General features: G+C 74.0%; 18 protein-coding genes. 7 read left to right on the top strand and 11 right to left on the bottom strand.

Translation table 11 applies throughout. The features are described from left to right. Window positions 1-51: 51 nt before the first annotated feature. The 3 genes from ACQEVU_RS21795 to ACQEVU_RS21785 are packed head-to-tail and all read right to left on the bottom strand — an operon-like array spanning window position 52 to window position 2,267. Window positions 52-345: a DUF1330 domain-containing protein gene (locus tag ACQEVU_RS21795; protein ID WP_433326293.1), complete on the bottom strand. Its 294-nt coding sequence runs from the start codon at window positions 343-345 to the stop codon at window positions 52-54. A gap of 33 nt (window positions 346-378) precedes the next feature. Beyond that, entirely contained in the window at window positions 379-1,812 is a 1,434-nt protein-coding gene (locus ACQEVU_RS21790; RefSeq protein ID WP_433326291.1) for an MFS transporter, read from the bottom strand. Then, on the bottom strand, window positions 1,809-2,267 hold the full coding sequence (locus ACQEVU_RS21785) for a MarR family winged helix-turn-helix transcriptional regulator (RefSeq protein WP_433326289.1): 459 nt from the start codon (window positions 2,265-2,267) through the stop codon (window positions 1,809-1,811). The genes ACQEVU_RS21790 and ACQEVU_RS21785 overlap by 4 nt, the downstream gene beginning before the upstream one ends. Window positions 2,268-2,464: 197 nt before the next feature. Here ACQEVU_RS21785 and ACQEVU_RS21780 point away from each other — a divergent pair, with 197 nt between their 5' ends. Both ACQEVU_RS21780 and ACQEVU_RS21775 read left to right on the top strand, forming a co-directional pair. Continuing rightward, window positions 2,465-3,151: a FadR/GntR family transcriptional regulator gene (locus tag ACQEVU_RS21780; RefSeq protein ID WP_433326287.1), complete on the top strand. Its 687-nt coding sequence runs from the start codon at window positions 2,465-2,467 to the stop codon at window positions 3,149-3,151. Further along, a complete protein-coding gene (locus ACQEVU_RS21775) occupies window positions 3,148-4,353 on the top strand; it encodes an MFS transporter (protein WP_433326285.1) in 1,206 nt (401 codons plus the stop codon). Before ACQEVU_RS21780 ends, ACQEVU_RS21775 begins: the two co-directional genes overlap by 4 nt. Window positions 4,354-4,414: 61 nt before the next feature. On the opposite strand, the gene ACQEVU_RS21770 is transcribed toward ACQEVU_RS21775, so the two are convergent. Continuing rightward, entirely contained in the window at window positions 4,415-6,691 is a 2,277-nt protein-coding gene (locus ACQEVU_RS21770; protein ID WP_433326283.1) for a transglycosylase domain-containing protein, read from the bottom strand. Between the two features lie 61 nt (window positions 6,692-6,752). On the opposite strand from ACQEVU_RS21770, the gene ACQEVU_RS21765 reads away from it, so the two are divergent. The 3 genes from ACQEVU_RS21765 (at window position 6,753) to ACQEVU_RS21755 (ending at window position 9,393) form a co-directional block, all read left to right on the top strand. Continuing rightward, complete coding sequence (locus ACQEVU_RS21765) at window positions 6,753-7,322, top strand: TetR/AcrR family transcriptional regulator (RefSeq protein WP_433326281.1); 570 nt, start codon at window positions 6,753-6,755, stop codon at window positions 7,320-7,322. 47 nt (window positions 7,323-7,369) lie between these two features. Continuing rightward, window positions 7,370-8,161, top strand: coding sequence for an SDR family NAD(P)-dependent oxidoreductase (locus tag ACQEVU_RS21760; RefSeq protein ID WP_433326279.1), 792 nt, complete (start codon window positions 7,370-7,372; stop codon window positions 8,159-8,161). A 98-nt stretch (window positions 8,162-8,259) separates the two neighbouring features. Continuing rightward, the gene (locus ACQEVU_RS21755) at window positions 8,260-9,393 is read left to right on the top strand and encodes a glycosyltransferase 87 family protein (RefSeq protein WP_433326277.1); all 1,134 of its coding nucleotides are present in this window, start codon (window positions 8,260-8,262) and stop codon (window positions 9,391-9,393) included. Here the strand turns inward: ACQEVU_RS21755 and ACQEVU_RS21750 are convergent. Genes ACQEVU_RS21750 through ACQEVU_RS21740 form a run of 3 tightly spaced genes read right to left on the bottom strand, consistent with a single transcriptional unit; the run spans window position 9,380 to window position 11,840 of the window. Beyond that, the gene (locus ACQEVU_RS21750) at window positions 9,380-10,087 is read right to left on the bottom strand and encodes an ABC transporter ATP-binding protein (RefSeq protein WP_433326275.1); all 708 of its coding nucleotides are present in this window, start codon (window positions 10,085-10,087) and stop codon (window positions 9,380-9,382) included. The genes ACQEVU_RS21755 and ACQEVU_RS21750 overlap by 14 nt on opposite strands. Next, complete coding sequence (locus tag ACQEVU_RS21745) at window positions 10,060-10,881, bottom strand: ABC transporter permease (protein ID WP_433326273.1); 822 nt, start codon at window positions 10,879-10,881, stop codon at window positions 10,060-10,062. Before ACQEVU_RS21745 ends, ACQEVU_RS21750 begins: the two co-directional genes overlap by 28 nt. Continuing rightward, window positions 10,878-11,840, bottom strand: coding sequence for an aliphatic sulfonate ABC transporter substrate-binding protein (locus tag ACQEVU_RS21740; RefSeq protein ID WP_433326271.1), 963 nt, complete (start codon window positions 11,838-11,840; stop codon window positions 10,878-10,880). The genes ACQEVU_RS21745 and ACQEVU_RS21740 overlap by 4 nt, the downstream gene beginning before the upstream one ends. An 83-nt stretch (window positions 11,841-11,923) precedes the next feature. Here ACQEVU_RS21740 and ACQEVU_RS21735 point away from each other — a divergent pair, with 83 nt between their 5' ends. Beyond that, window positions 11,924-12,976 (top strand): LLM class flavin-dependent oxidoreductase, encoded by a 1,053-nt coding sequence (locus ACQEVU_RS21735; RefSeq protein WP_433326269.1) that lies wholly within the window; start codon window positions 11,924-11,926, stop codon window positions 12,974-12,976. Here the strand turns inward: ACQEVU_RS21735 and ACQEVU_RS21730 are convergent. Continuing rightward, window positions 12,866-14,125, bottom strand: coding sequence for an MFS transporter (locus ACQEVU_RS21730; protein WP_433326267.1), 1,260 nt, complete (start codon window positions 14,123-14,125; stop codon window positions 12,866-12,868). The two genes, ACQEVU_RS21735 and ACQEVU_RS21730, sit on opposite strands and share 111 nt — an antisense overlap. Window positions 14,126-14,197: 72 nt before the next feature. Between ACQEVU_RS21730 and ACQEVU_RS21725 the strand changes: the two genes are divergently transcribed. Next, on the top strand, window positions 14,198-15,040 hold the full coding sequence (locus ACQEVU_RS21725; protein ID WP_433326265.1) for a LysR family transcriptional regulator: 843 nt from the start codon (window positions 14,198-14,200) through the stop codon (window positions 15,038-15,040). Here ACQEVU_RS21725 and ACQEVU_RS21720 read toward each other — a convergent pair. From ACQEVU_RS21720 to ACQEVU_RS21710, 3 genes are read right to left on the bottom strand one after another with little or no spacing between them, the layout of a single operon-like run. Next, window positions 15,023-15,811 (bottom strand): hypothetical protein, encoded by a 789-nt coding sequence (locus ACQEVU_RS21720; RefSeq protein ID WP_433326263.1) that lies wholly within the window; start codon window positions 15,809-15,811, stop codon window positions 15,023-15,025. The genes ACQEVU_RS21725 and ACQEVU_RS21720 overlap by 18 nt on opposite strands. 3 nt (window positions 15,812-15,814) lie before the next feature. Further along, window positions 15,815-17,425, bottom strand: a complete 1,611-nt coding sequence (locus ACQEVU_RS21715) for a dipeptide ABC transporter ATP-binding protein (RefSeq protein WP_433326261.1) — start codon at window positions 17,423-17,425, stop codon at window positions 15,815-15,817. Further along, on the bottom strand, window positions 17,425-18,225 hold the full coding sequence (locus ACQEVU_RS21710) for an ABC transporter permease (protein WP_433326259.1): 801 nt from the start codon (window positions 18,223-18,225) through the stop codon (window positions 17,425-17,427). Before ACQEVU_RS21710 ends, ACQEVU_RS21715 begins: the two co-directional genes overlap by 1 nt. Between the last annotated feature and the right edge of the window lies 1 nt (window position 18,226).

Raw genomic sequence — 18,226 nt, 5'->3', positions numbered from 1 at the left:
GCAGCCCGGCGTCCCCGCGGCCGCTTCAGTGAAGATCCGACTGAACCTCGGTCAGTCGATGCCTTCGACGATGCGGAAGTCGCGCTCGACGCCGTCGGAGAGGGCGACCAGCGCCTCCTGATAGGCCGCACTCTCGCGCGCCGCGACGGCCTGCTCGAAGCTGTCGAACTCGACCAGGACGGTGCGCTCGGCGATTCCGGCGTCATGCGCCACGACCCGACCGCCACGGACGAGGACCCGACCGCCCCCGGCTGCGACGGCCGCACGGGCCAGCTTGTTGTAAGCAGCCAGCTTCTCAGGGTCTGCAATGGTGCGGTAGACGCTGACCCAGTAGCCCTTGGCCATGGAACCTCCAGTGTTCGGATGAGTGCATCTGACTTACGGGTTGGTCTCGGACGAGCGTCGGCGGGCGAGAGCGAGGCTTGTCAGCGTCGTGATCGCCATGGCGCCGATGCCGACCAGCGCCGCGGCGGTGTAGGCGCTGTCGTCGGGGAAGAGGTGGCCGGGGACGGTGCCCGCGGCGAGGATCAGGCCGCCGATGGCGCTGCCCAGGGAGTACCCGACGCTGCGGACGACGTAGTTGAAGCTCATGGCGCTCGACGTCTCGCTCTTGGGGGTGACGGCCAGGATGACGCCGGGCATCGCGGCCGAGAAGCCGCCGACGCCGAAGCCGAGCACGCCCATCGCCACGAACAGTTCGGCCAGATCCGACCGGGCCGCCGCGAACAGGGCGAAACCGCCGCCGACCACGACGGCGCTGCCGGCCAGGAGCAGGGGGTCGGCGATCCGCGTCTGGACCCGCGGCGTGAGCTTGCCGGCGACGAACCCCAGCACCGAGAACGGGATGAGGACCAGCCCGGCGACGAAGGTCGTCAGCCCGAAGCCGTAGCCGGCGCCGTGCGGCGTCTGCGCGTACCGGGTGATGAGCGTGAGCAGGAGGTACATGCCGATCCCGCCGACGAACATGGCGAGGTTCGCCCCGGCAACCGCCGGGTGCCGCACCGCCCGCACATCGACCAGGGGCGTCGTGCTGCGCAGCTCGATGACGGCCCAGACGCAGAGCAGCACCACCGCGACGACGGTGAGGCCCGCCGCCACGGTGAGGTGCCGGCTCCACAGACTCCGTTCGCCGGCGAGGAACAGCACCAGGAGCAGCGCAGCGGCCAGGACGACCGCGCCTGCGACGTCGACGTGGGCGGAGCGGCCTTCGGGGGCTTCGGGCATGGCGCGCCACGCGGTCAGGAAGGCGGCGGCGGTGACGACCAGGCCGAGGCCGTACGCGGCCCGTACCCCGCCGAGCTCGGCGAGCAGTGCGGCCAGCGGGTAGCCGACGCCGGCCCCGATGATCGAGACCACCGAGATCAGGGCGATCACGGCCGCGCTGCGCTCCTCGGGGAGGTGGTCGCGGGCCACGCCCATCATCAGCGCCGTCAGCCCGAGCCCGACGCCCTGGGCGGCCCTGCCGGCCAGCAGCCACGCGAACGGCAGCGGCAGCACGGTGAGCGCGCTGCCGGCGACGACGACGGCCAGCGTGGCCAGGATCGTGGCCCGCCGGTGCGGGCCGGCTCCGAGCCGGCCCAGGACCGGCGTGGCGACGGCGCCGCTGAACAGCGCGACGGTCAGCGTCCACTGCGCGCTGCCGAGCGAGACGTGCAACGAGGTCGCCACGCTGGTGATGAGCGGCGTCCCGAGGCTGGCGACCGCCGCCACGACCAGAGCGATGAACATCAGGGCGGGAACCAGCAGCCGCGCCTCGGAACGCGCCACCGGCAACGCCTGCACCGCGTCCCCGCCGACCGGCTGCCCGGTCACTGCTTCGGCCCTTCGCGGTCCTGGCTGTCGAGCTCTGCCAGATGCTTCAGCGCCGGAAGGGCCGCCACCAGCGCCTCGACCTCGTCGCCGGTGAGTTCGCCGATCAACCGCTCGAACGCGTGAACGCCCGCCTGGCGCCGCTCCCGGACATAGGAGGCGCCGGCCTCGGTCAGGCACACCAGCGTGACCCGCTTGTCGGACGCGTCGCCCCGCCGCTCGACCAGGCCGGACTCCTCCATCACCCGGACCAGGGTGGTCATCGCGGGCTGGGTGACGCCCTCGACCGCGGCCAGATCGGTGATGCGCCGCGGGCCGGTCCGGTCCAGGGTGGCCAGGGTTGCGGCGGACGTCAGGCTCATGTCCCGGGGCAGGCGTCTCGCGGCCCTGGTGGCCAGGCCGTAGAGGGCTGCCCCGATGGCGGCGGACGCGCCAGGAACGGTGTCTTGACGACTCATGCTCGAAGCATAGCAACTTTATATTCAAACTCTATGTAACTGCTCGACCGGCGCGGGCGCTCGCCCGCCGTCACGCCCGCCGGGATGGGATTGCTCAGGTCTGATCCGACATCGAGAGTCCTCAGCGCGATCCTGAAACGCGCTCGCGGCGGTTAAATGTCCTACTATCCAAATGCCCAACATTTGGAGGTCGCAACATGCTGACGAACCCACGCCGGGGCGCGCCGCTCGCCGCGCAGGTCGCCGATCAGCTCAAAGCGCTGATCGTGGCCGGTGACTGGCCGATCGGCACGCGCATCCCGCCCGAACACCGGCTCACTGAGGAGCTCGGGGTCAGCCGCAACACCATCCGGGAAGCCCTCAGCGCGCTCGTACACCTGGGACTCCTCGAAGCGCGGCCAGGTGACGGCACCTACGTGCGAGCGAACAGCGAGCTGCAGGTCTCGCTCGGTCGCCGGGTCGCCGAGGCCGACCCGCACGACGCGTTCGAGGTCCGCGCCCTGCTCGAGCACCGCGGCTCCCGCCGGGCCGCGCAGCACGCCACCGCCGAGGACGTCGCCCGCATACGCGAGTACCTCGAGCGCCGCGACGCCGCCCGGGCCGCCGGCGATCTGCCCGGCTTCGTCGAGGCGGACTTCGCGTTCCACCGCGCGGTCGTCATCGCCGGCGGCAACCCGCTGCTCGCCGAGCTCTACCAGCACCTCAGCCCGGTCATCACGCAGACCATCAGCAGGACGGCCGCGCTGCACGACGACCGCGCCGTCCACGATCTGCACCACCGGCTGGTCGATGCGATTGCCGCCGGCGACCCCGACGCCGCCGAAGCGTGCAGCGTCGCGCTCGTCGACGAGGGCCGCGACATTCTGCACGGGACCGCCGCATGATCACATCGGCGCAGCGGACCGACGCCCCGCCCCGTCAGCGCGCCGGTCTGCTGGTGGTGGGCATCCTGCTGATCGCCACGAACCTGCGAGCGGCGCTGACCTCGGTCGGCCCGGTGCTCGACCACGTCCGCGCCGACCTCGGCCTGACGGCTACCGCGGCGGGCGTGCTGACCGCCCTGCCGCTGCTCGCCTTCGCGGGCTTCTCCCCGGTCGCGCCGCCGATCGCGAGGAGGCTCGGGCTCGAGCGCACCGTCGGGCTGGCGCTCGCGGTGCTCGCCGCCGGTATCGTGCTGCGGTCGCTGCCGGTCGTCGGCGCGATCTGGGCCGGCACCGTCGCCATCGGCGCCGCGATCGCGTTCTTCAACGTACTGCTGCCCAGCCTGGTCAAACGCGACTTCCCCGATCGGGTGGCCCAGCTGTCCGGCAGCTACTCCGCGACGCAGAGCATCGTCGCCGCCATCGCCTCCGGCGTGGCCGTGCCGATCGCGGGCGAGTCCCCGGCCGGCTGGCGGATCGCACTGGGCTGCTGGGTCGGGTTGACCGTCATCGCCGCGGCCTTCTGGCTTCCGCAACTGCGCGCGAACCCGCCCGGCCGCGGCCCCGGCGGCAGCCCAGCCGAGACGGCCGCCCACCGCTCACCGTGGCGCAGCGCCCTCGGCTGGCAGGTCACCCTGTTCATGGGCCTGCAGTCGCTGGTCTTCTACGCGATGATCGCGTGGCTGCCCACCATCGAACAGGACCACGGCGTGGCCGCGGCGACGGCCGGCTGGCATCTGTTCGTCTATCTGATCGCCGCGGTCGTGGCCAATGTGGCCGCACCGCAGATCATGCGTCGCCTGCCCGATCAACGGCTCGTCGGCCTGCTGTGTGCCGTGCTCATCCTGATCGGGGTCGGCGGCCTCCTACGCGCGCCCGGCGCCTCGGTACTGTGGCTGGTCTGCGCCGGCCTCGGGGCGGGTATGTCCCTGGTGCTGTGCCTGTCGCTGTTCAGTCTGCGCGCCGTCGACCACCGCCAGGCCGCAGCGCTGTCCGGCATGGCGCAGTCGATCGGCTACCTGCTGGCGGCCTGCGGGCCCGTCCTCATCGGCGCGCTGCGCGACGCCAGCGGGGCGTGGACCCTGCCGTTGTCCGTCATGTGCGCCCTGATCGCGGTGATGGGCGGCTTCGCCTTCCTGTCCGGCCGGACGCGGGTGGTCGGCTGACCCCGGCCGCCCCGCGCATCGACATCGGGGTCGGTGTCTCCGAGATGCTCCGGGATGTCTGTCACGGCTGGACCCCGGTGCCGATCTTCTTGTCGCCGGTGCCGACCTTCGCCGGGAACGTCGCCTTGGGCGCGTTGGTCTCGGTCAGCGCGCCGTCGAGGAAGTCGCGCCAGATCTGGCCCGGCAGGCTGCCGCCGATGATGGCGTGGCCGTCCTTGTCGACGATCTTCTGCTCCGGGCCCTTGTTGCCCACCCACACCGCGACCGCGAGGCCGGGCGCGTCGTGGCCCGGGTCGGAGGCGGTGTACCCCACCATCCACGCGTGCCCGGTGTCGCTGGTCGGCCCCAACTGCCAGGTCCCGGTGGCGCCGGCGACCTGGCGGCCGTCGTGCGGCGTCAGGTTGTAGTGCTGGGGCACGCCCTGCAGCGCGGCGCTGAGGTCGGCGGCCATCGCCTCGGTGAACCCGGGGATTCGAACCGGGCGGACCGGCGCGGCGTAGGTCTTCCGGCCGTCCGTCCAAATCTCCTTGAGGAAATGCGTCCTGGCGGCGGCGCCGCGCGCGGCGAAGGTGGCCATGCCGCCGGCCTGGTCCAGAACGGTCACCGGATACTGCCCCAGGGCGACCTCGGGGCCGAAGTACTTCGGGAAGACGTCCCTGCCGGTGGTCGTCGTCAGGTCGACCTTCTGCGCCGTGCCGTTGACGGTCGCCCACATCGTGCCGATCCCGGCGGCGCGGGCGGTGTCGATCACCTTGTCCGGGCCGGCCTTCTCGGCGAGGGCGAAGAACGGGACGTTGAGCGACAGCACGGCCGACTCGTCGAGGGTGCACCACTTGGCGGAGCCCGACGCGCACGGCGGCGAGGCCAGGTTGCCCTCGCCGAGGTTGCGGACCGGGTTGTTGTTCTTGATCGCGCGGCCGCTCGCCGGGAAGTCCTGCGGGGACTCGCCGTTCCAGTGCGAGTCGGTGGAGTACCCGTCGATGAGGCCGGTCGCCATGGTGTAGACGTTGAACGTCGCGCCGGCCGGGTGGCCGCCGCAGCACGAGTCCTGCCCGTTGCCGAGCACCGGGTCGCGGTAGGAGCCGGCGTAGTCGTTGCCGTTGCCGCTGTCGCCGCCGTAGTACGCCTTGACCTCGCCCGTGCCCGGCTCGACCGCGACGAGCGCGGCCTGCAGGTTGGCCGGCTGTTTGTCCATGTTGGATTCAGCGGTGCGGCTCGCCTCGCGGATCGCGACCTGCTGCATCGTCGGGTCGATCGTGGTGACGACCTTCAGGCCGTCGTTGCGGATCCGGTCGAAGTGCTTCGCGCCGTCCCTGTCGGTGTCCTCGTACACCGGCTTGCCGGTGGCCGGGTCGATGAGCGCGGCGACCTCGCCGAGCACGTGGTGCACGATGAGGCCGCCGGGCTTGTCCATGCCGCCGTACACCGTGGCTGCGCGGGCGCGGGCCTGCGCCGCGGTCAGCACCCGGGTCGGGTAGACCGCCTTCTGCTCGGCGTCCGCGGGCGTCAGGTAATCCAGCGCGACCATCTGCTGCTTGATGTAGTCGAAGCGCTCGTGCGCCCGCGTCGCGTCGACCGACGGGTCGAACGGGCTGCCTTTGCCGTCGTTGCCCTCCGGGCTCTTGATCAGCCCGGCCAGGACGATGCCCTCGGCGAGCGTGAGGTCACTGACCGGCTTGTCGAAGTACGCCTGCGCGGCCGCCTCGATCCCGTAGGCGCCGCGGCCGAAGTAGACGATGTTGAGGTACAGCGCCAGGATCTGGTCCTTGCTGTACTGGTCGTTGAGCTTCAGCGCGATGACCGACTCGCGCAGCTTGCGCGAGTACGTCACGCCCTCGAGGTCGGCCCACTGGCGCGCGTACTGCTGGCTGATGGTCGCCGCGCCCTGGCTGCCGTCGCCGAAGACGTGGTTCCACGCCGCCCCGGCCGCGTCGCCGTAGTCCACGCCCCGGTTGCTGTAGAACGACGGGTCCTCGGCCGCGACGACCGCGTGCTGGACGTGGGGGGGGATCTGGCCGATCGTGACGAGCGTGCGGTTCTGCTCGCCGATGCGCGCCAGCGGCGTCGTGCCGTCGGCGTAGTAGATCGTCGTCGCCCGGTTGAGGCGGAGGTCGTCGGGCAGGGCGACCGAGTCGTAGTAGTACGTGCCGCCGACCAGGCACAGCGCGGCGAGCACGACGAACGCCACGAGCGACCGGATGAGGATCTTCCGCAGCCGTCGCCTCCCCTTCGCCGGGGCCGGCGGGACGTCGAGGTCGGCGGGGGGAGCTTCAGGGCTGTTCAGGTCGTCGTCGTCCACGTGCTCCCCCGCTGTCGCGTCGCCGTTGATCGATCGCAAGGGATGGTACAAAACCGCGGCCGAGATCGTTGCCCCTCGCCGCTAGGGTACGATCCCTAACATGACGGAGGGTGCCCGGCAGCGGCGCAGCGCTGCGGAGACGCGCGAGCACATCCTGAGCGTCGCGCACGACCTGTTCTACAACGGCGGGCTGCACGCGACCGGCGTGGACACCGTGGCCGGCGCGGCGCAGGTCGCCCCGACGACGCTGTACCGCGTCTTCGGCAGCAAGGACGACCTCGTCGCCGCCTACGTCCAGCGGGCCGACCTCGCGAACCGGGCGTGGGTCGAGGCGGCGATCGGCGCGGCGCCGGGCGACGCGCGCTCGGCGATCCTCGCCGTCTTCGACGGGCTGCGGGGCCACCTCGATCCGGCGACGTACCGCGGATGCGCGTGCCAGATGACCCTCGCGGAGTACGGGGACGGCTCCAGCGCGCCGCACCGCGCCGCGGTGGCGGCCAAGGAGTGGCTGCGCGAGCGGTTCGCGGGGCTGCTGCGCGACGGCGAGCTCGCCGACCAGCTGATGGTGATCCACGAGGGCGCCCTCGCGTCGGCGCAGCGGCTCGGCACCGACGAGCCGGCGGTCCAGGCCCGGGCGCTCGCAGAGCTGCTGCTCGACAGCCGGCTGTGACGGGCGTCATGTTAGGGATCGTTCCCTTACCTTGCTAGCGTGGCGGCATGGACCTCAGCCTGACCGGCAAGACCGCCCTGGTGACCGGCGGCAGCAAGGGCATCGGCCTGGCCGTCGTGCGCGCCCTGCTCGCCGAGGGTGTCCGCGTCGTCACCGGGTCGCGCACCGTCACGCCCGAGCTCGCGCGGACCGCGGCCGTCCCGGTGACCGTCGACCTCGCCACGGCGGCCGGCGCCGCCGAGCTCGTCGAGCGGGCCCGCGCCCACCTCGGCGGCATCGACCTGCTCATCAACAACGTCGGCGTCGGCGACCCCGAGCGGCTCGTCGACGGCGCGGTGCGGCCGCTGGCCGAGCTGCCCGACGGCGACTGGACCGACGCCTTCGAGCTGACCTTCTACAGCGCCCTGCGGGTCAGCCGGGCCGCGCTGCCGAGCCTGGTCGAGCGGCGCGGCGTCATCGTGAACGTGTCGTCGGCCGGCGCGCACGCCGTCACGGCCGGGCCGGTGACCTACAACGTCGCCAAGGCGGCGCTCAACGCCCTGACGAAGGTCATCGCCGAGCAGTACGGCGGGCTCGGCGTCCGCGCGATCACGGTCTCCCCCGGCCCGGTGAGCACCGCGGTCTGGACGGACCCCGACGGGTTCATCGGCCGGGTCGGCCGCCGGCAGGGGCTGGACCACGAGACCTTCGCCGCGCGGATGCGGGCCTCCCTCGGCGCCTCGACCGGCCGGATCTCGACCCCGGAGGAGGTGGCCCGGCTCGTCGTCTTCGCCGCCGCGCCGAACAACATCAGCGGCGCCGAGCTGATCGTGGACGGCGGGCTGCTCAAGCACCGCTGAGCGCGGCGTGCCATCATCGGCGGGGCCGCCGCGCGGGCGGCCCTCAGCGTCGGAGGTGCGCCCTGGTTTCGCCCGAACGGTCCGCGGCGAGGTCCGGCGTGCTCGTGCCGGCGATCCTGGCCGCGGCCGCCGTGACCGCGCTCTACCTGGCCCCCTTCGGCCCGACGATGCTCGACCTCGGCGTCTACCGGGCCGGCGCCCGCGCGCTGATCGACGGCGCCGACGTGTACAAGGTCGTCGGCCCGGGCGGGCTGCCGTTCACCTACCCGGTGTTCGCCGCGGTCGTCTTCGTGCCCTTCGCGGTGGTACCCCCCGTGGTGGCGAAGCTCGCGATCACGCTGCTGTCCCTGTGCGCCCTGTTCGTGCTCTGCTACCTGACGCTGCGCGAGGTGCTCCCCCGCGCCGAGCGGGTGGTGCTGCTGCGCTGGAGCCTGCCCGCCGCGCTGGTCGCCAGCGTCGCCTACCCGGTGCTCGGGACGCTGCTGTACGGCCAGGTCAACCTCGTCCTGGCCGGCATGGTGCTCATCGACGTGCTGGTGGTGCGGGGCCGGGCCCGCGGCGTCCTCGTCGGGCTCGCCACCGGCATCAAGCTGACGCCCGGGCTGTTCGTCGTCTACTACCTGGCCACCGGGCAGTGGCGGGCGGCCCGTAACGCCGCCCTCACCGCCGGGGCGACCCTCGCCGTCGGCCTGCTGGTGGCGCCGGGCCCGACGTGGGCGTTCCTGACCGGCTACATGCTCGACCCGGGCCGCACGGGCGACGTCGCCTTCAACGGCAACCAGTCGATCCTGGCCATGACCGCGCGGCTGCTGGGCGACACGCACCCGCCGAAGGCGCTGACCTGGCTGGTCGCCGCCGTCGTGGTCCTCGCCGCGATGGTCGCGGCCCGCCGGCTGCACGCGCGGGGTCAGGAACTGGCCGCGGTCTGCGCCGTGGCGGCCGCCGCGCTGCTGGCCTCCCCCGTGTCGTGGACCCATCACTGGGTGTGGTGCGTTCCCGCCACCGGGGTGCTGGCGGCGTGGGCGTACCGCGGCGGCCCGTGGCGCGTCACCCCGTGGCGCTGGTGCGTCATCGGCGCGGCGGCGCTGGTGCTGTGGATCGGGCCGATGCAGTTCACGCCGGCCGACGGGCTGCCGGCGGTGATGGCCGACGCCTACGGCCTGCTGGCGCTGGTGTTCCTCGGCTGGGCGGCGCTGCAGGCCCGCCGGGCGCCGGACGTCACTGGACGTTGAGCCGGGCCAGCAGCGCCCGGCGCTCGCCGGCGAAGCCCGGGGCGTCGGCGGTACGGGGGCGCGGCAGGGACACCGGCCGGTCCTCGGCGATGCGCCCGGCGTCCAGGATGAGGATGCGGTCGGCGAGCAGCAGCGCCTCGTCGACGTCGTGGGTGACCAGCAGCGCCGCGAAGCCGTGACGCTCGCGCAGCCGGCCGAACAGGGCCTGCATCCGCAGCCGGGTCAGGGCGTCCAGGGCACCGAACGGCTCGTCGAGCAGCAGCAGGTCGGGCCGGCGCACCAGGGCGCGCGCGAACGCGACCCGCTGGGCCTGCCCGCCGGACAGCTCGGCCGGCCAGGCGGCGGCCCGGTCGGCCAGCCCGACCTCGGTGAGCGCCTCGCGCACCCGGGCCGGCAGGTCGCCGCCGCGCACGCCCAGGGCCACGTTCGCCCCGACGCGCTTCCAGGGCAGCAGCCGGTGCTCCTGGAAGACCACGGCGGTCGCGCCCTCGGTGCGGTACGTGCCGCTCGCCTCGTCGTCGAGGCCGGCCAGCACGCGCAGCAGCGTGCTCTTGCCCGAGCCGCTGGCGCCCAGCAGCGCCACCACCTCGCCCCGGGCGATGGTGAGGTCGACGGCGTCGAGGACGACGGCCGGGCCGAACGCGCGGCGCACCCCGGCCGCGACCGCTACGTCGCCCGCAGGCCCCGGCGCCATGCCAGCGTCCTCCGTTCCGCGTATCGCAGTGCGAGGTCGGAGAGCAGGCCGAGCAGCGCGTACGCCACCAGGCCCAGCACGACGACGTCGGTCTGGCTGAACTCGCGGGCCTCCATCATCATGAAGCCGAGGCCGCCCTGGCCGTTGACCTGCTCGCCGACGACGAGGCTGAGCCAGCCGGCGGCGAAGGCGAGCCGGACGCCGAGGAAGAGCGAGGGCAGCGCGCCGGGGATGACGACGTGCCGGACGCGTTCCAGGGCGCTCAGGCCGCACGCCCGGGCCGCCTCGACCAGCTTCTCGTCGATGTTGCGGATGCCGGCGTAGGTGTTGAGGTACACCGGGAAGAACGCCCCGAGCGCGACCAGCGTGATCTTCAGGGACTCCCCGATGCCGACCCAGATGATGAGCAGCGGCACCAGGCCCAGGTGCGGCAGCATGCGGCCCATCTGCACGGTCGGGTCGACGAGGTCGTCGCCGAGGCGGGACAGCCCGGCCAGGGCGCCCAGCGCGAGGCCGAGCAGGCCGCCGATGAGCAGCCCGAGCAGCGCCCGCTGGATCGAGTCGAGCAGGTAGCCGCCGAGCGTGCCGTCGGCGGCCAGGCGCCAGCCCGTCTCGAGCACGGTGCTGGGCGCCGGCAGCTTGTCGGTGTCGAGCAGCCCGGCCCGGGCGCCGCCCTCCCAGGCGGCGAGCAGGGCGACGGGCGTGAGCGCACGCCGCCACCGCCGGGCGCGGGCCCGCCGGGCGGTGGCGGGCGCGGCGGCGGTGGCCGCGGCGGCGCGGGCCAGCAGCGTCATCGCAGCAGGTCCGAGAACTGCTCGTCGACGCGGGCCTTGATGTCGACCTTGCCGGGGATCAGCTGCAGGTCGGTGAAGCCGTCGGAGATCTGCTGCAGTTCGGCGCCGATCTCGGGGGTGATCGCGGCCAGCGGCTGGGCGCTGCGCCCCAGCGCCCGGCGGGCGACGTCCTCGGGGATGCCCAGCTCCGGGGCGAGGATCTTCACCCGCTCGTCGGGGTTGGCGATCCCCCAGTCGGTGACCTGCCGGTACGTCCTGAGGAACTCGCGGATCCTCCCGGGCTTGCTCTTCAGCGCCTGCGGGGACACCAGCAGGTACTCGCGGTTGTTGGCCAGCCCGGTGGCGTCGACGAGGACCTTGACGCCGGGCGTCTCGGCCAGCGCGAAGTAGGGGTCCCAGATGATCCACGCGTCGACCTGGTCGTTGTCGAAGGCGGGCCGGGCGTCGGCGGGCTTGAGGTACTGCACGTCGATGTCCTTGATGGTCATGCCGTTGGCCTCGAGCAGCCGCACGAGCAGCCAGTTGACGTTGGAGCCCTTGTTCAGCGCCACCTTCTTGCCGCGCAGGTCCTTGAACGAGGTGTACCCCTTGCTCGCCTTCACCAGCACGGCCTCGCCCTTCGGCACCGGCGCCGACGTGCCGATGATCCTGAAGTCGATCTTCCCGGCGGCGGCGAAGATGGGCGGCGCCTCGCCGACCTGGCCGATGTCGATGGCGCCGGCCTTGAGCCCCTCGGTGAGCGCCGGCCCGCTCTCGAACAGCGACCAGCTCGTGCCGGCCGCCCCGGCCTTCTTCGCCTTGACCAGGCTGAGGCCGCCGAAGCGCTGGTAGCCCACGCGCAGCGGCTCCTCGGCCCCGCCCGGCGCGGCGGCGGAATCGGCGGCCTTGCCGGCGCAGCCGGCGACCAGCGACGCGCTGAGCAGCAGCACGCCGGCCAGAACGGCCGTGAGTCGACGCATCGGTGTACTCCCATGGCGGTCGGGTTCGATCCAACGACTCGGCACTATACCTACTACACCTACCTCTTGGATAGGATTAGCCGGTGACCCTCGAGTTTCTGTGGTACATCCCCAACCAGGCCGAGCCCGGCCATCGCGGTGACGACGTCGTCGACGGGCACAACGGCCTCGGCACGCTGACCGCCCAGGCCCGGGCCATCGAGGAGCACGGCTGGGGCGGCGCGCTGATCGGCACGGGCTGGGGCCGGCCGGACACCTTCACCGTCGCCACCGCCCTCGCGGCGCGGACCACCACGTTCCGGCCGCTGATCGCCGTGCGGCCCGGCTACTGGCGCCCGGCGCAGTTCGCCTCGGCCGCCGCCACCCTCGACGACCTCACCGGCGGCCGGGTGCTGGTGAACATCGTGTCCGGCCGCGACGACCTGGCCGCGTACGGCGACGCCGAGGGCGACCAGGCCCAGCGCTACGCCCGGACCGGGGAGTTCATGCGGCTCGTGCGCCGGCTGTGGACCGAGGAGCGGGTGACGTTCCGCGGCGAGCACTTCGCCGTCACCGCCGCCACGCTCGCGCCGCGTCCGGCCGGGCCCGGCGGGCGCCGCCATCCCCGGCTGTACTTCGGCGGCGCGTCCGAGGCCGCCGAGCGGGTCGCCGCCGCCGAGGCCGACGTGCAGCTGTTCTGGGGCGAGCCCCTGGACGGCGTGCGCGAGCGGATCGAGCGGCTGCGCGACCTGTCCGCGCGGCTCGGGCGCGCGCATCCGCCGCTGGAGTTCGGGCTGCGGGTGACGACCGTCGTGCGGGACACCACCGCGCAGGCGTGGGCCGACGCCGAGGCCAAGGTCGCCGCCATGGCCTCGGCCGCACCCGACCCGAACCGCCACGCCGCGGTCGGCCAGCAGCGGCTGCTCGACCTCGCCGCGCGGGGCGAGGTGCTCGACGAGAACCTGTACACCGCACCCGGCCGCTACGGTGGCGGCGGCGCGGGCACCACCTGGCTCGTCGGCTCCGCCGAGGACGTGGCCCGGGCCCTACGGCGCTACCGCGACCTCGGCATCACCCATTTCGTGCTCTCCGACACGCCGTACCTGCCCGAGATCCGCCGCCAGGGTGACCGGCTGCTGCCGCTGCTGCGCGGCTGAACGGCGCGACACCAGCCATCCGATCAGCGCGGCGGCGAGGCCGGCCAGCCCGGCCGCCACGAAGCCGCCCGCCGGCACCGAATGGTCGATCGCCAGCCCGGCCAGCGGGGAGCCGAGCGCGAAACCGCCGCTCTGCGCCGCGGACTGCAGGCCCGTCGCCTCGCCGCGCACGCCGGCCGGCGCGAGCCGGCTCACCGCGTCGGCCACCGTCGACAGGGTCGGCGCCGTGAGCAGCCCGGTGACGACGATGGCCGCGCACAGCCACGGCCCGTTGCGGGCCAGCCCGAGTGGGACGGTCGCGAGCCCGAGCAGGCCGAGCAGCAGCCACGTCGGCCGCGGCCGGGACCGCGCGCCGTAGACCAGCCCGCCGGCGATCGACGCCGCGCCGAAGACGGCGACGACGCCGGCGGCCCACGACACCTGACCCGCCTCCTTCAGCGTGGCGACGATCGCGATGTCGACGCCGCTGAGCAGGATCGTGGTGCCGACCGCCATCGTCAGCACGGCCAGCATGGCGGCGCCCAGCCACTCGCGGCGCGGCGGGCGGGCGACCACACCGGTCCTCGCCTCGCCCTCGGCCCGGACCGGCGGGTCGAGCAGGGCCATCCCGGCCCCGCCGGCCGCGATCGCGGCGCCGACGCCCCACGCCACCACCCCGGGCGACAGCTGCGCCGCGCACAGGATCACCACCGCCGGGCCCACGATGTACGACAGCTCGCCCTGCACCGACTCCAGCGCGAACGCGGCCCGGCGCTGGCCCGCCGTCGTCATCGCGGCGATCGCCTGCCGGGTCACCGATGGGGCCGGCACCATCAGCAGGCCCGCCACGAAGGCGGCGCCGAGCAGGGCGCCGTACGGCAGGACCGGCACGCTCAGCCAGAACACGACCTGCATGACGACCGTCGCCAGCAGCACGGCGCGCACGCCCCGCCGGTCGATCAGGCGGCCGAGCAGCGGCCCGCCGAGCGCCATCCCGGCGGTCAGCGCCGCCGCGACCACGCCGGCGGCCGCATAGCTCAGGTCGAGGCCCAGCACGACGTACATCGTCAGGGCCATCACGTCGGCCGTGATCGCGATGCGCGCCAGCAGCGAGACGCCGAGCAGCGATGCCATCCCCCGCACCGCGAGAACCTGCCCGTAACTGGTCACCCTGGCGACGCTAGGCCGTCCGGCGCCCCATAGGAACCGCTAATTTGCTAGGACCGGGCATAATGCATTGTTATGGCTCGGGATCTCGAAATCGTGCTGCTGCGCTCGTTCGTCGCCGCCGTGCGGGCCGGCAGCATCAGCCGCGCCGCGACCGCGCTCGGGCAGACCCAGCCCGCGCTCAGCCAGCAGCTGCAGAAGCTCGAGCGCGTCGTCGGCCGGCCGCTGCTGCGCCGCTCGCCGTCCGGCGTCGCGCTGACGCGGGCGGGCGAGGAGCTGCTGCCCTACGCCGAACGCATCCTCTCCCTCTCGGCGCAGGCGCTCACCGAGTCCGGGCGGGCGCTCACCGGCCACTGCGGCGTCGGGCTGCTCGAGGACCTCGCCGCGGCCCAGCTGCCGCAGGTCCTCGCCGACCTCGCCCGGCTGCATCCCGGCGCGACGCTGGAGGTGCTCAGCGTCTCCAGCGCCGCGATGCGGGAGGCGTACGACGCGGGCCGGGTCCATCTCGTGCTCGACGAGGTGGCCGACCTTCCCGGGCCGCCGCGCTGGACGGTGCGCCGCCCGCTGGTCTGGGCGGCCGGCCGGGACGTGGACGTGTCCGCCGATCCGCTGCCGGTCGTGCTGTTCTCCAACGCGTGCGTCTGGCGCACGGCGGTGCTGGAGACGCTGGGGCGCACCGATCGGCCGTGGCGGGTGGCGTTCGAGAGCAACAGCCTGGTCGGCGTGCTCGCCGCCGTACGGGCCGGGCTCGGCGTCGCGGCCCTCATGCCCGCGAACCTCGAACCGGCCATGGCCGGTCACGACGCGGACGCCCTGCCCACCCTGCCCGACGTCGAGCTCGGCCTCGCCCGCCACCCGCGCAGCGACGGGGACCCGCTCGTCGATGCCGTGGAGACGGCGCTACGACGCACGCTGTGAGCCCGGGACATCGCAGTAGACGGACACCTCGCTCCGGGCCGGGTCCGCGGTGGCGGGGAGGTGGAGGGCGGGCACCCCATATCCGCCGCCGGCGCCGGAGCAGCTGCCCTCGCCGGCGCCGAGGGCGAGGCCGCCGCCGACGATCGCGTCGCCGGCGTCCCGGAACGCCATGCCCACGCCGCGCTCGGCCAGGCCCGCGTCCCGGCAGCCGCTGTCGTCGATCAAGAAACTGATCTCGGCGGGCCGTGCCGGATCGGACAGCCGGCCGACCAGGGACGTCACTGGCGGCCGGAGCAGCGGGTTGCGCGTGTCGTAGGCGACCCAGCGGGTTGCGCTCAGGTCGAAGACGACGCCGGAGACGGCCGCCCGGTCGGCGGCGGGCACGTGCACCGCGGCGCCCACGGCCACGCGGCGACCGGGCAGCACGACCGGGATCTCCTGGAACGGGTCCGGCGACAGGACCGGCGTGCCGTCGATGCGGACCACCCGGAACGTGACCCGCGTGCGGTACGCGACCTGCTGCTTGCCGTGGTTGCCGAGGATGGCGCCGATGCTGAGCGTGCCGTCGTCGCCGAGCGTGAAGCCCTGCTCGACGACGGCGAGGTCACCGGGGGCGGCGGCCGACAGCGCGGCCGGCCGGCACGCCGGCTCCCCGTCGACGCCGGAGGACAGCGGCCGCCACTGCAGCGCGACCGCGCACACGCCGCACACCGCCACCGCGAGCGCCGCGGCGACCGCGTAGCCGAGCCGATGCCGCCATCGCCCACCCACGGGCTACACGGTAGTGCCCGGATGCACCACCGACGTGGCGAGCGTGGGCACGGCGGCCAGCAGCGCCCGGGTGTACTCGTGCGCGGGGTCGGTGAAGACGCCGGTCACCGGGCCGTGCTCGACCACCCGGCCCTCGTGCAGCACCAGAACGCGGTCGGCGACGTGGTGGATGACGCCGAGGTCGTGGGAGATGAACAGCAGCGCGGTGCCGTCCGCCGCCTGCAGGTCGGCCAGCAGGTCCAGGACCTGGGCCTGGATCGACACGTCGAGCGCCGACACCGGCTCGTCGCAGACCAGCACGTCCGGGCGGGGGCCGATGGCGCGGGCGATCGCGACGCGCTGGCGCTGGCCGCCGGACAGGGCGCGCGGGTGGCGGCCCAGGTGCTCGGCGCCGAGCCCGACGCGCTGCAGGAGCTCGACGACGCGGTCGCGGCGGGCCCGGCCGCGCTCGTGGAGGGGTTCGCCGACGAGCCTTTCCACGGTGTACCGCGGGTCGAACGAGCTCAGCGGGTCCTGCGCGATGACCTGCAGCCGGCGGCGGTGGGGGCGGCGGCGGCGCTCGGGCACGCCGGTCCAGTCGACGTCGCCGAGGCGGACCGCGCCGGCGGACGGCTCGACGAGGCCGAGCGCGATGCGGGCCAGGGTCGTCTTGCCGGAGCCGGACTCGCCGACGACGCCGAGGGTCTCGCCGCGGGCCAGGGTGAAGGAGACGTCGGCGACGGCGTGCCTGCTGCCGTACCACTTCTGGATCCCGGTCGCGGACAGCACGATCCGGTCGGGCCGCACGTCCCGCGGCGGCAGCGGCTGCGGCTCGGTGACGCTCAGGCGGCGGCCGCGGGAAGCGGCGGTGGGCACGGCGGCGAGCAGCAGCCGGGTGTAGGGGTGCTCAGGGGCGGCGAGGACCTGCGCGGTGGGTCCCTGCTCGACGATCTCGCCGGCCCGCATGACGAGGACGCGGTCGGCGATGCGGGCCACCACCGCCAGGTCGTGGCTGACGAGCAGGATGGTCGAGCCGGCGGCGCGGCGCTCGGCGAGCAGGTCGAGCAGCTGGGCCTGGACGGTGGCGTCGAGCGCGGTGGTCGGCTCGTCGGCGATGAGCAGCGGCGGGTCGGCGGCGATCGCGGAGGCGATGAGCGCGCGCTGGCGCAGGCCGCCGGAGAGCTGGTGCGGATACTGCCGCGCGCGTTCCCCGGGATCCGGCACGTGTACCGTGGACAGCAGCTCGACCGCGCGGGCCGGGCGCTCGGCGGGCCGGCCGATGCCGTGCGCGCGCAGCACCTCGCCGATCTCGGCGCCGACGGTGTTGAGCGGGTCGAGCGACACGAGGGCGTCCTGCAGTACCAGGCCGGCGACGCGGCCGCGCAGCCGGCGCCAGTCGCGCTCGCCGTAGCCGGTGGTGTCGCGGCCGTCGAGGCTCAGCCGGGCGGCGCGCACGTGCGCGCCCGCGCCGGCCAGGCCGACGATGCTGCGGGCGGTGACGCTCTTGCCCGAGCCGCTCTCGCCGACGAGGGCGACGCACTCGCCGGGCTCGATGTCGAGGCTGACGCCCCGCACGGCGTGGACCGGACCCGGGAACGTGACGTGCAGGTCCTGGATGGACAGCAGCGGCGCCATCAGCGCCTCCCCTCGAAGCGGGCCTGCAGCCGGCGGCCGACGGCGGTGAGCGCGATGACGGTGAGCGTCAGGGTGGCGCCGGGCAGGATCGCCGACCACCACGCCACCCGCAGGTAGTTGCGGCTCTCCGAGAGCATCGCGCCCCACTCCGGCGACGGCGGCTGCGGCCCCATGCCGAGGAACGACAGGGCGGAGGCGTTGACGATCGCCGTGCCCAGGCCGATGGTGGCGAGGATGGGCAGCGGGCCGAGCACGTTGGGCACGATGTGCCGCCAGGCCAGCCGGAAGCGGGACAGGCCGAAGGTGACCGCCTGCTCGACGTAGCCGGCGCGCCGCACGAGCAGCGTCTGGGCGCGCACGATCCGGCCGTAGCGGGGCGCGAACGCCAGCGCGATGGCCAGGATGAGGCTCGGGGTGCCGGGCTCGGTGAACGCGATGAACAGCAGGGCCAGCAGGACCTCCGGGAACGACGACAGCACGTCGAGGGCCCGGCTGACGACCTCGTCGACCGCGCGCGGGGCGAGCCCGGCCAGCAGCCCGAGCACGCCGCCGGCCAGCACCGACAGCGCGGTGGCGAGGGCGCCGATGAACAGCGAGTAGCGGGCGCCGTAGACGGTCCGGGTGAACACGTCCCGGCCCAGCTGGTCGGTGCCGAACCAGTGCGCGCCGCTCGGTGCCTGCAGGGCGGCGAACGGATCGGCGGCCAGCGGATCGGTGTGGGCGAGCAGGCCCGGCGCGATCGCGGCGGCGAGCATGAGGGCCAGGAGCAGGGCCGCGACCCGGGTTGTTGCCGTGGGCATC

This window comes from Dactylosporangium sp. CA-139066 (assembly GCF_050936175.1).
Lineage (GTDB): Bacteria > Actinomycetota > Actinomycetes > Mycobacteriales > Micromonosporaceae > Dactylosporangium.
This window is presented reverse-complemented; position numbering and strand designations above follow the sequence as displayed.

Coding starts and splice junctions, on each gene's coding strand:
- ACQEVU_RS21795 (WP_433326293.1), bottom strand. CDS start 345: ATGGCCAAGGGCTACTGGGTCAGCGTCTACCGCACCATTGCAGACCCT.
- ACQEVU_RS21785 (WP_433326289.1), bottom strand. CDS start 2,267: ATGAGTCGTCAAGACACCGTTCCTGGCGCGTCCGCCGCCATCGGGGCA.
- ACQEVU_RS21780 (WP_433326287.1), top strand. CDS start 2,465: ATGCTGACGAACCCACGCCGGGGCGCGCCGCTCGCCGCGCAGGTCGCC.
- ACQEVU_RS21775 (WP_433326285.1), top strand. CDS start 3,148: ATGATCACATCGGCGCAGCGGACCGACGCCCCGCCCCGTCAGCGCGCC.
- ACQEVU_RS21765 (WP_433326281.1), top strand. CDS start 6,753: ATGACGGAGGGTGCCCGGCAGCGGCGCAGCGCTGCGGAGACGCGCGAG.
- ACQEVU_RS21760 (WP_433326279.1), top strand. CDS start 7,370: ATGGACCTCAGCCTGACCGGCAAGACCGCCCTGGTGACCGGCGGCAGC.
- ACQEVU_RS21750 (WP_433326275.1), bottom strand. CDS start 10,087: ATGGCGCCGGGGCCTGCGGGCGACGTAGCGGTCGCGGCCGGGGTGCGC.
- ACQEVU_RS21745 (WP_433326273.1), bottom strand. CDS start 10,881: ATGACGCTGCTGGCCCGCGCCGCCGCGGCCACCGCCGCCGCGCCCGCC.
- ACQEVU_RS21740 (WP_433326271.1), bottom strand. CDS start 11,840: ATGCGTCGACTCACGGCCGTTCTGGCCGGCGTGCTGCTGCTCAGCGCG.
- ACQEVU_RS21725 (WP_433326265.1), top strand. CDS start 14,198: ATGGCTCGGGATCTCGAAATCGTGCTGCTGCGCTCGTTCGTCGCCGCC.
- ACQEVU_RS21715 (WP_433326261.1), bottom strand. CDS start 17,425: ATGGCGCCGCTGCTGTCCATCCAGGACCTGCACGTCACGTTCCCGGGT.
- ACQEVU_RS21710 (WP_433326259.1), bottom strand. CDS start 18,225: ATGCCCACGGCAACAACCCGGGTCGCGGCCCTGCTCCTGGCCCTCATG.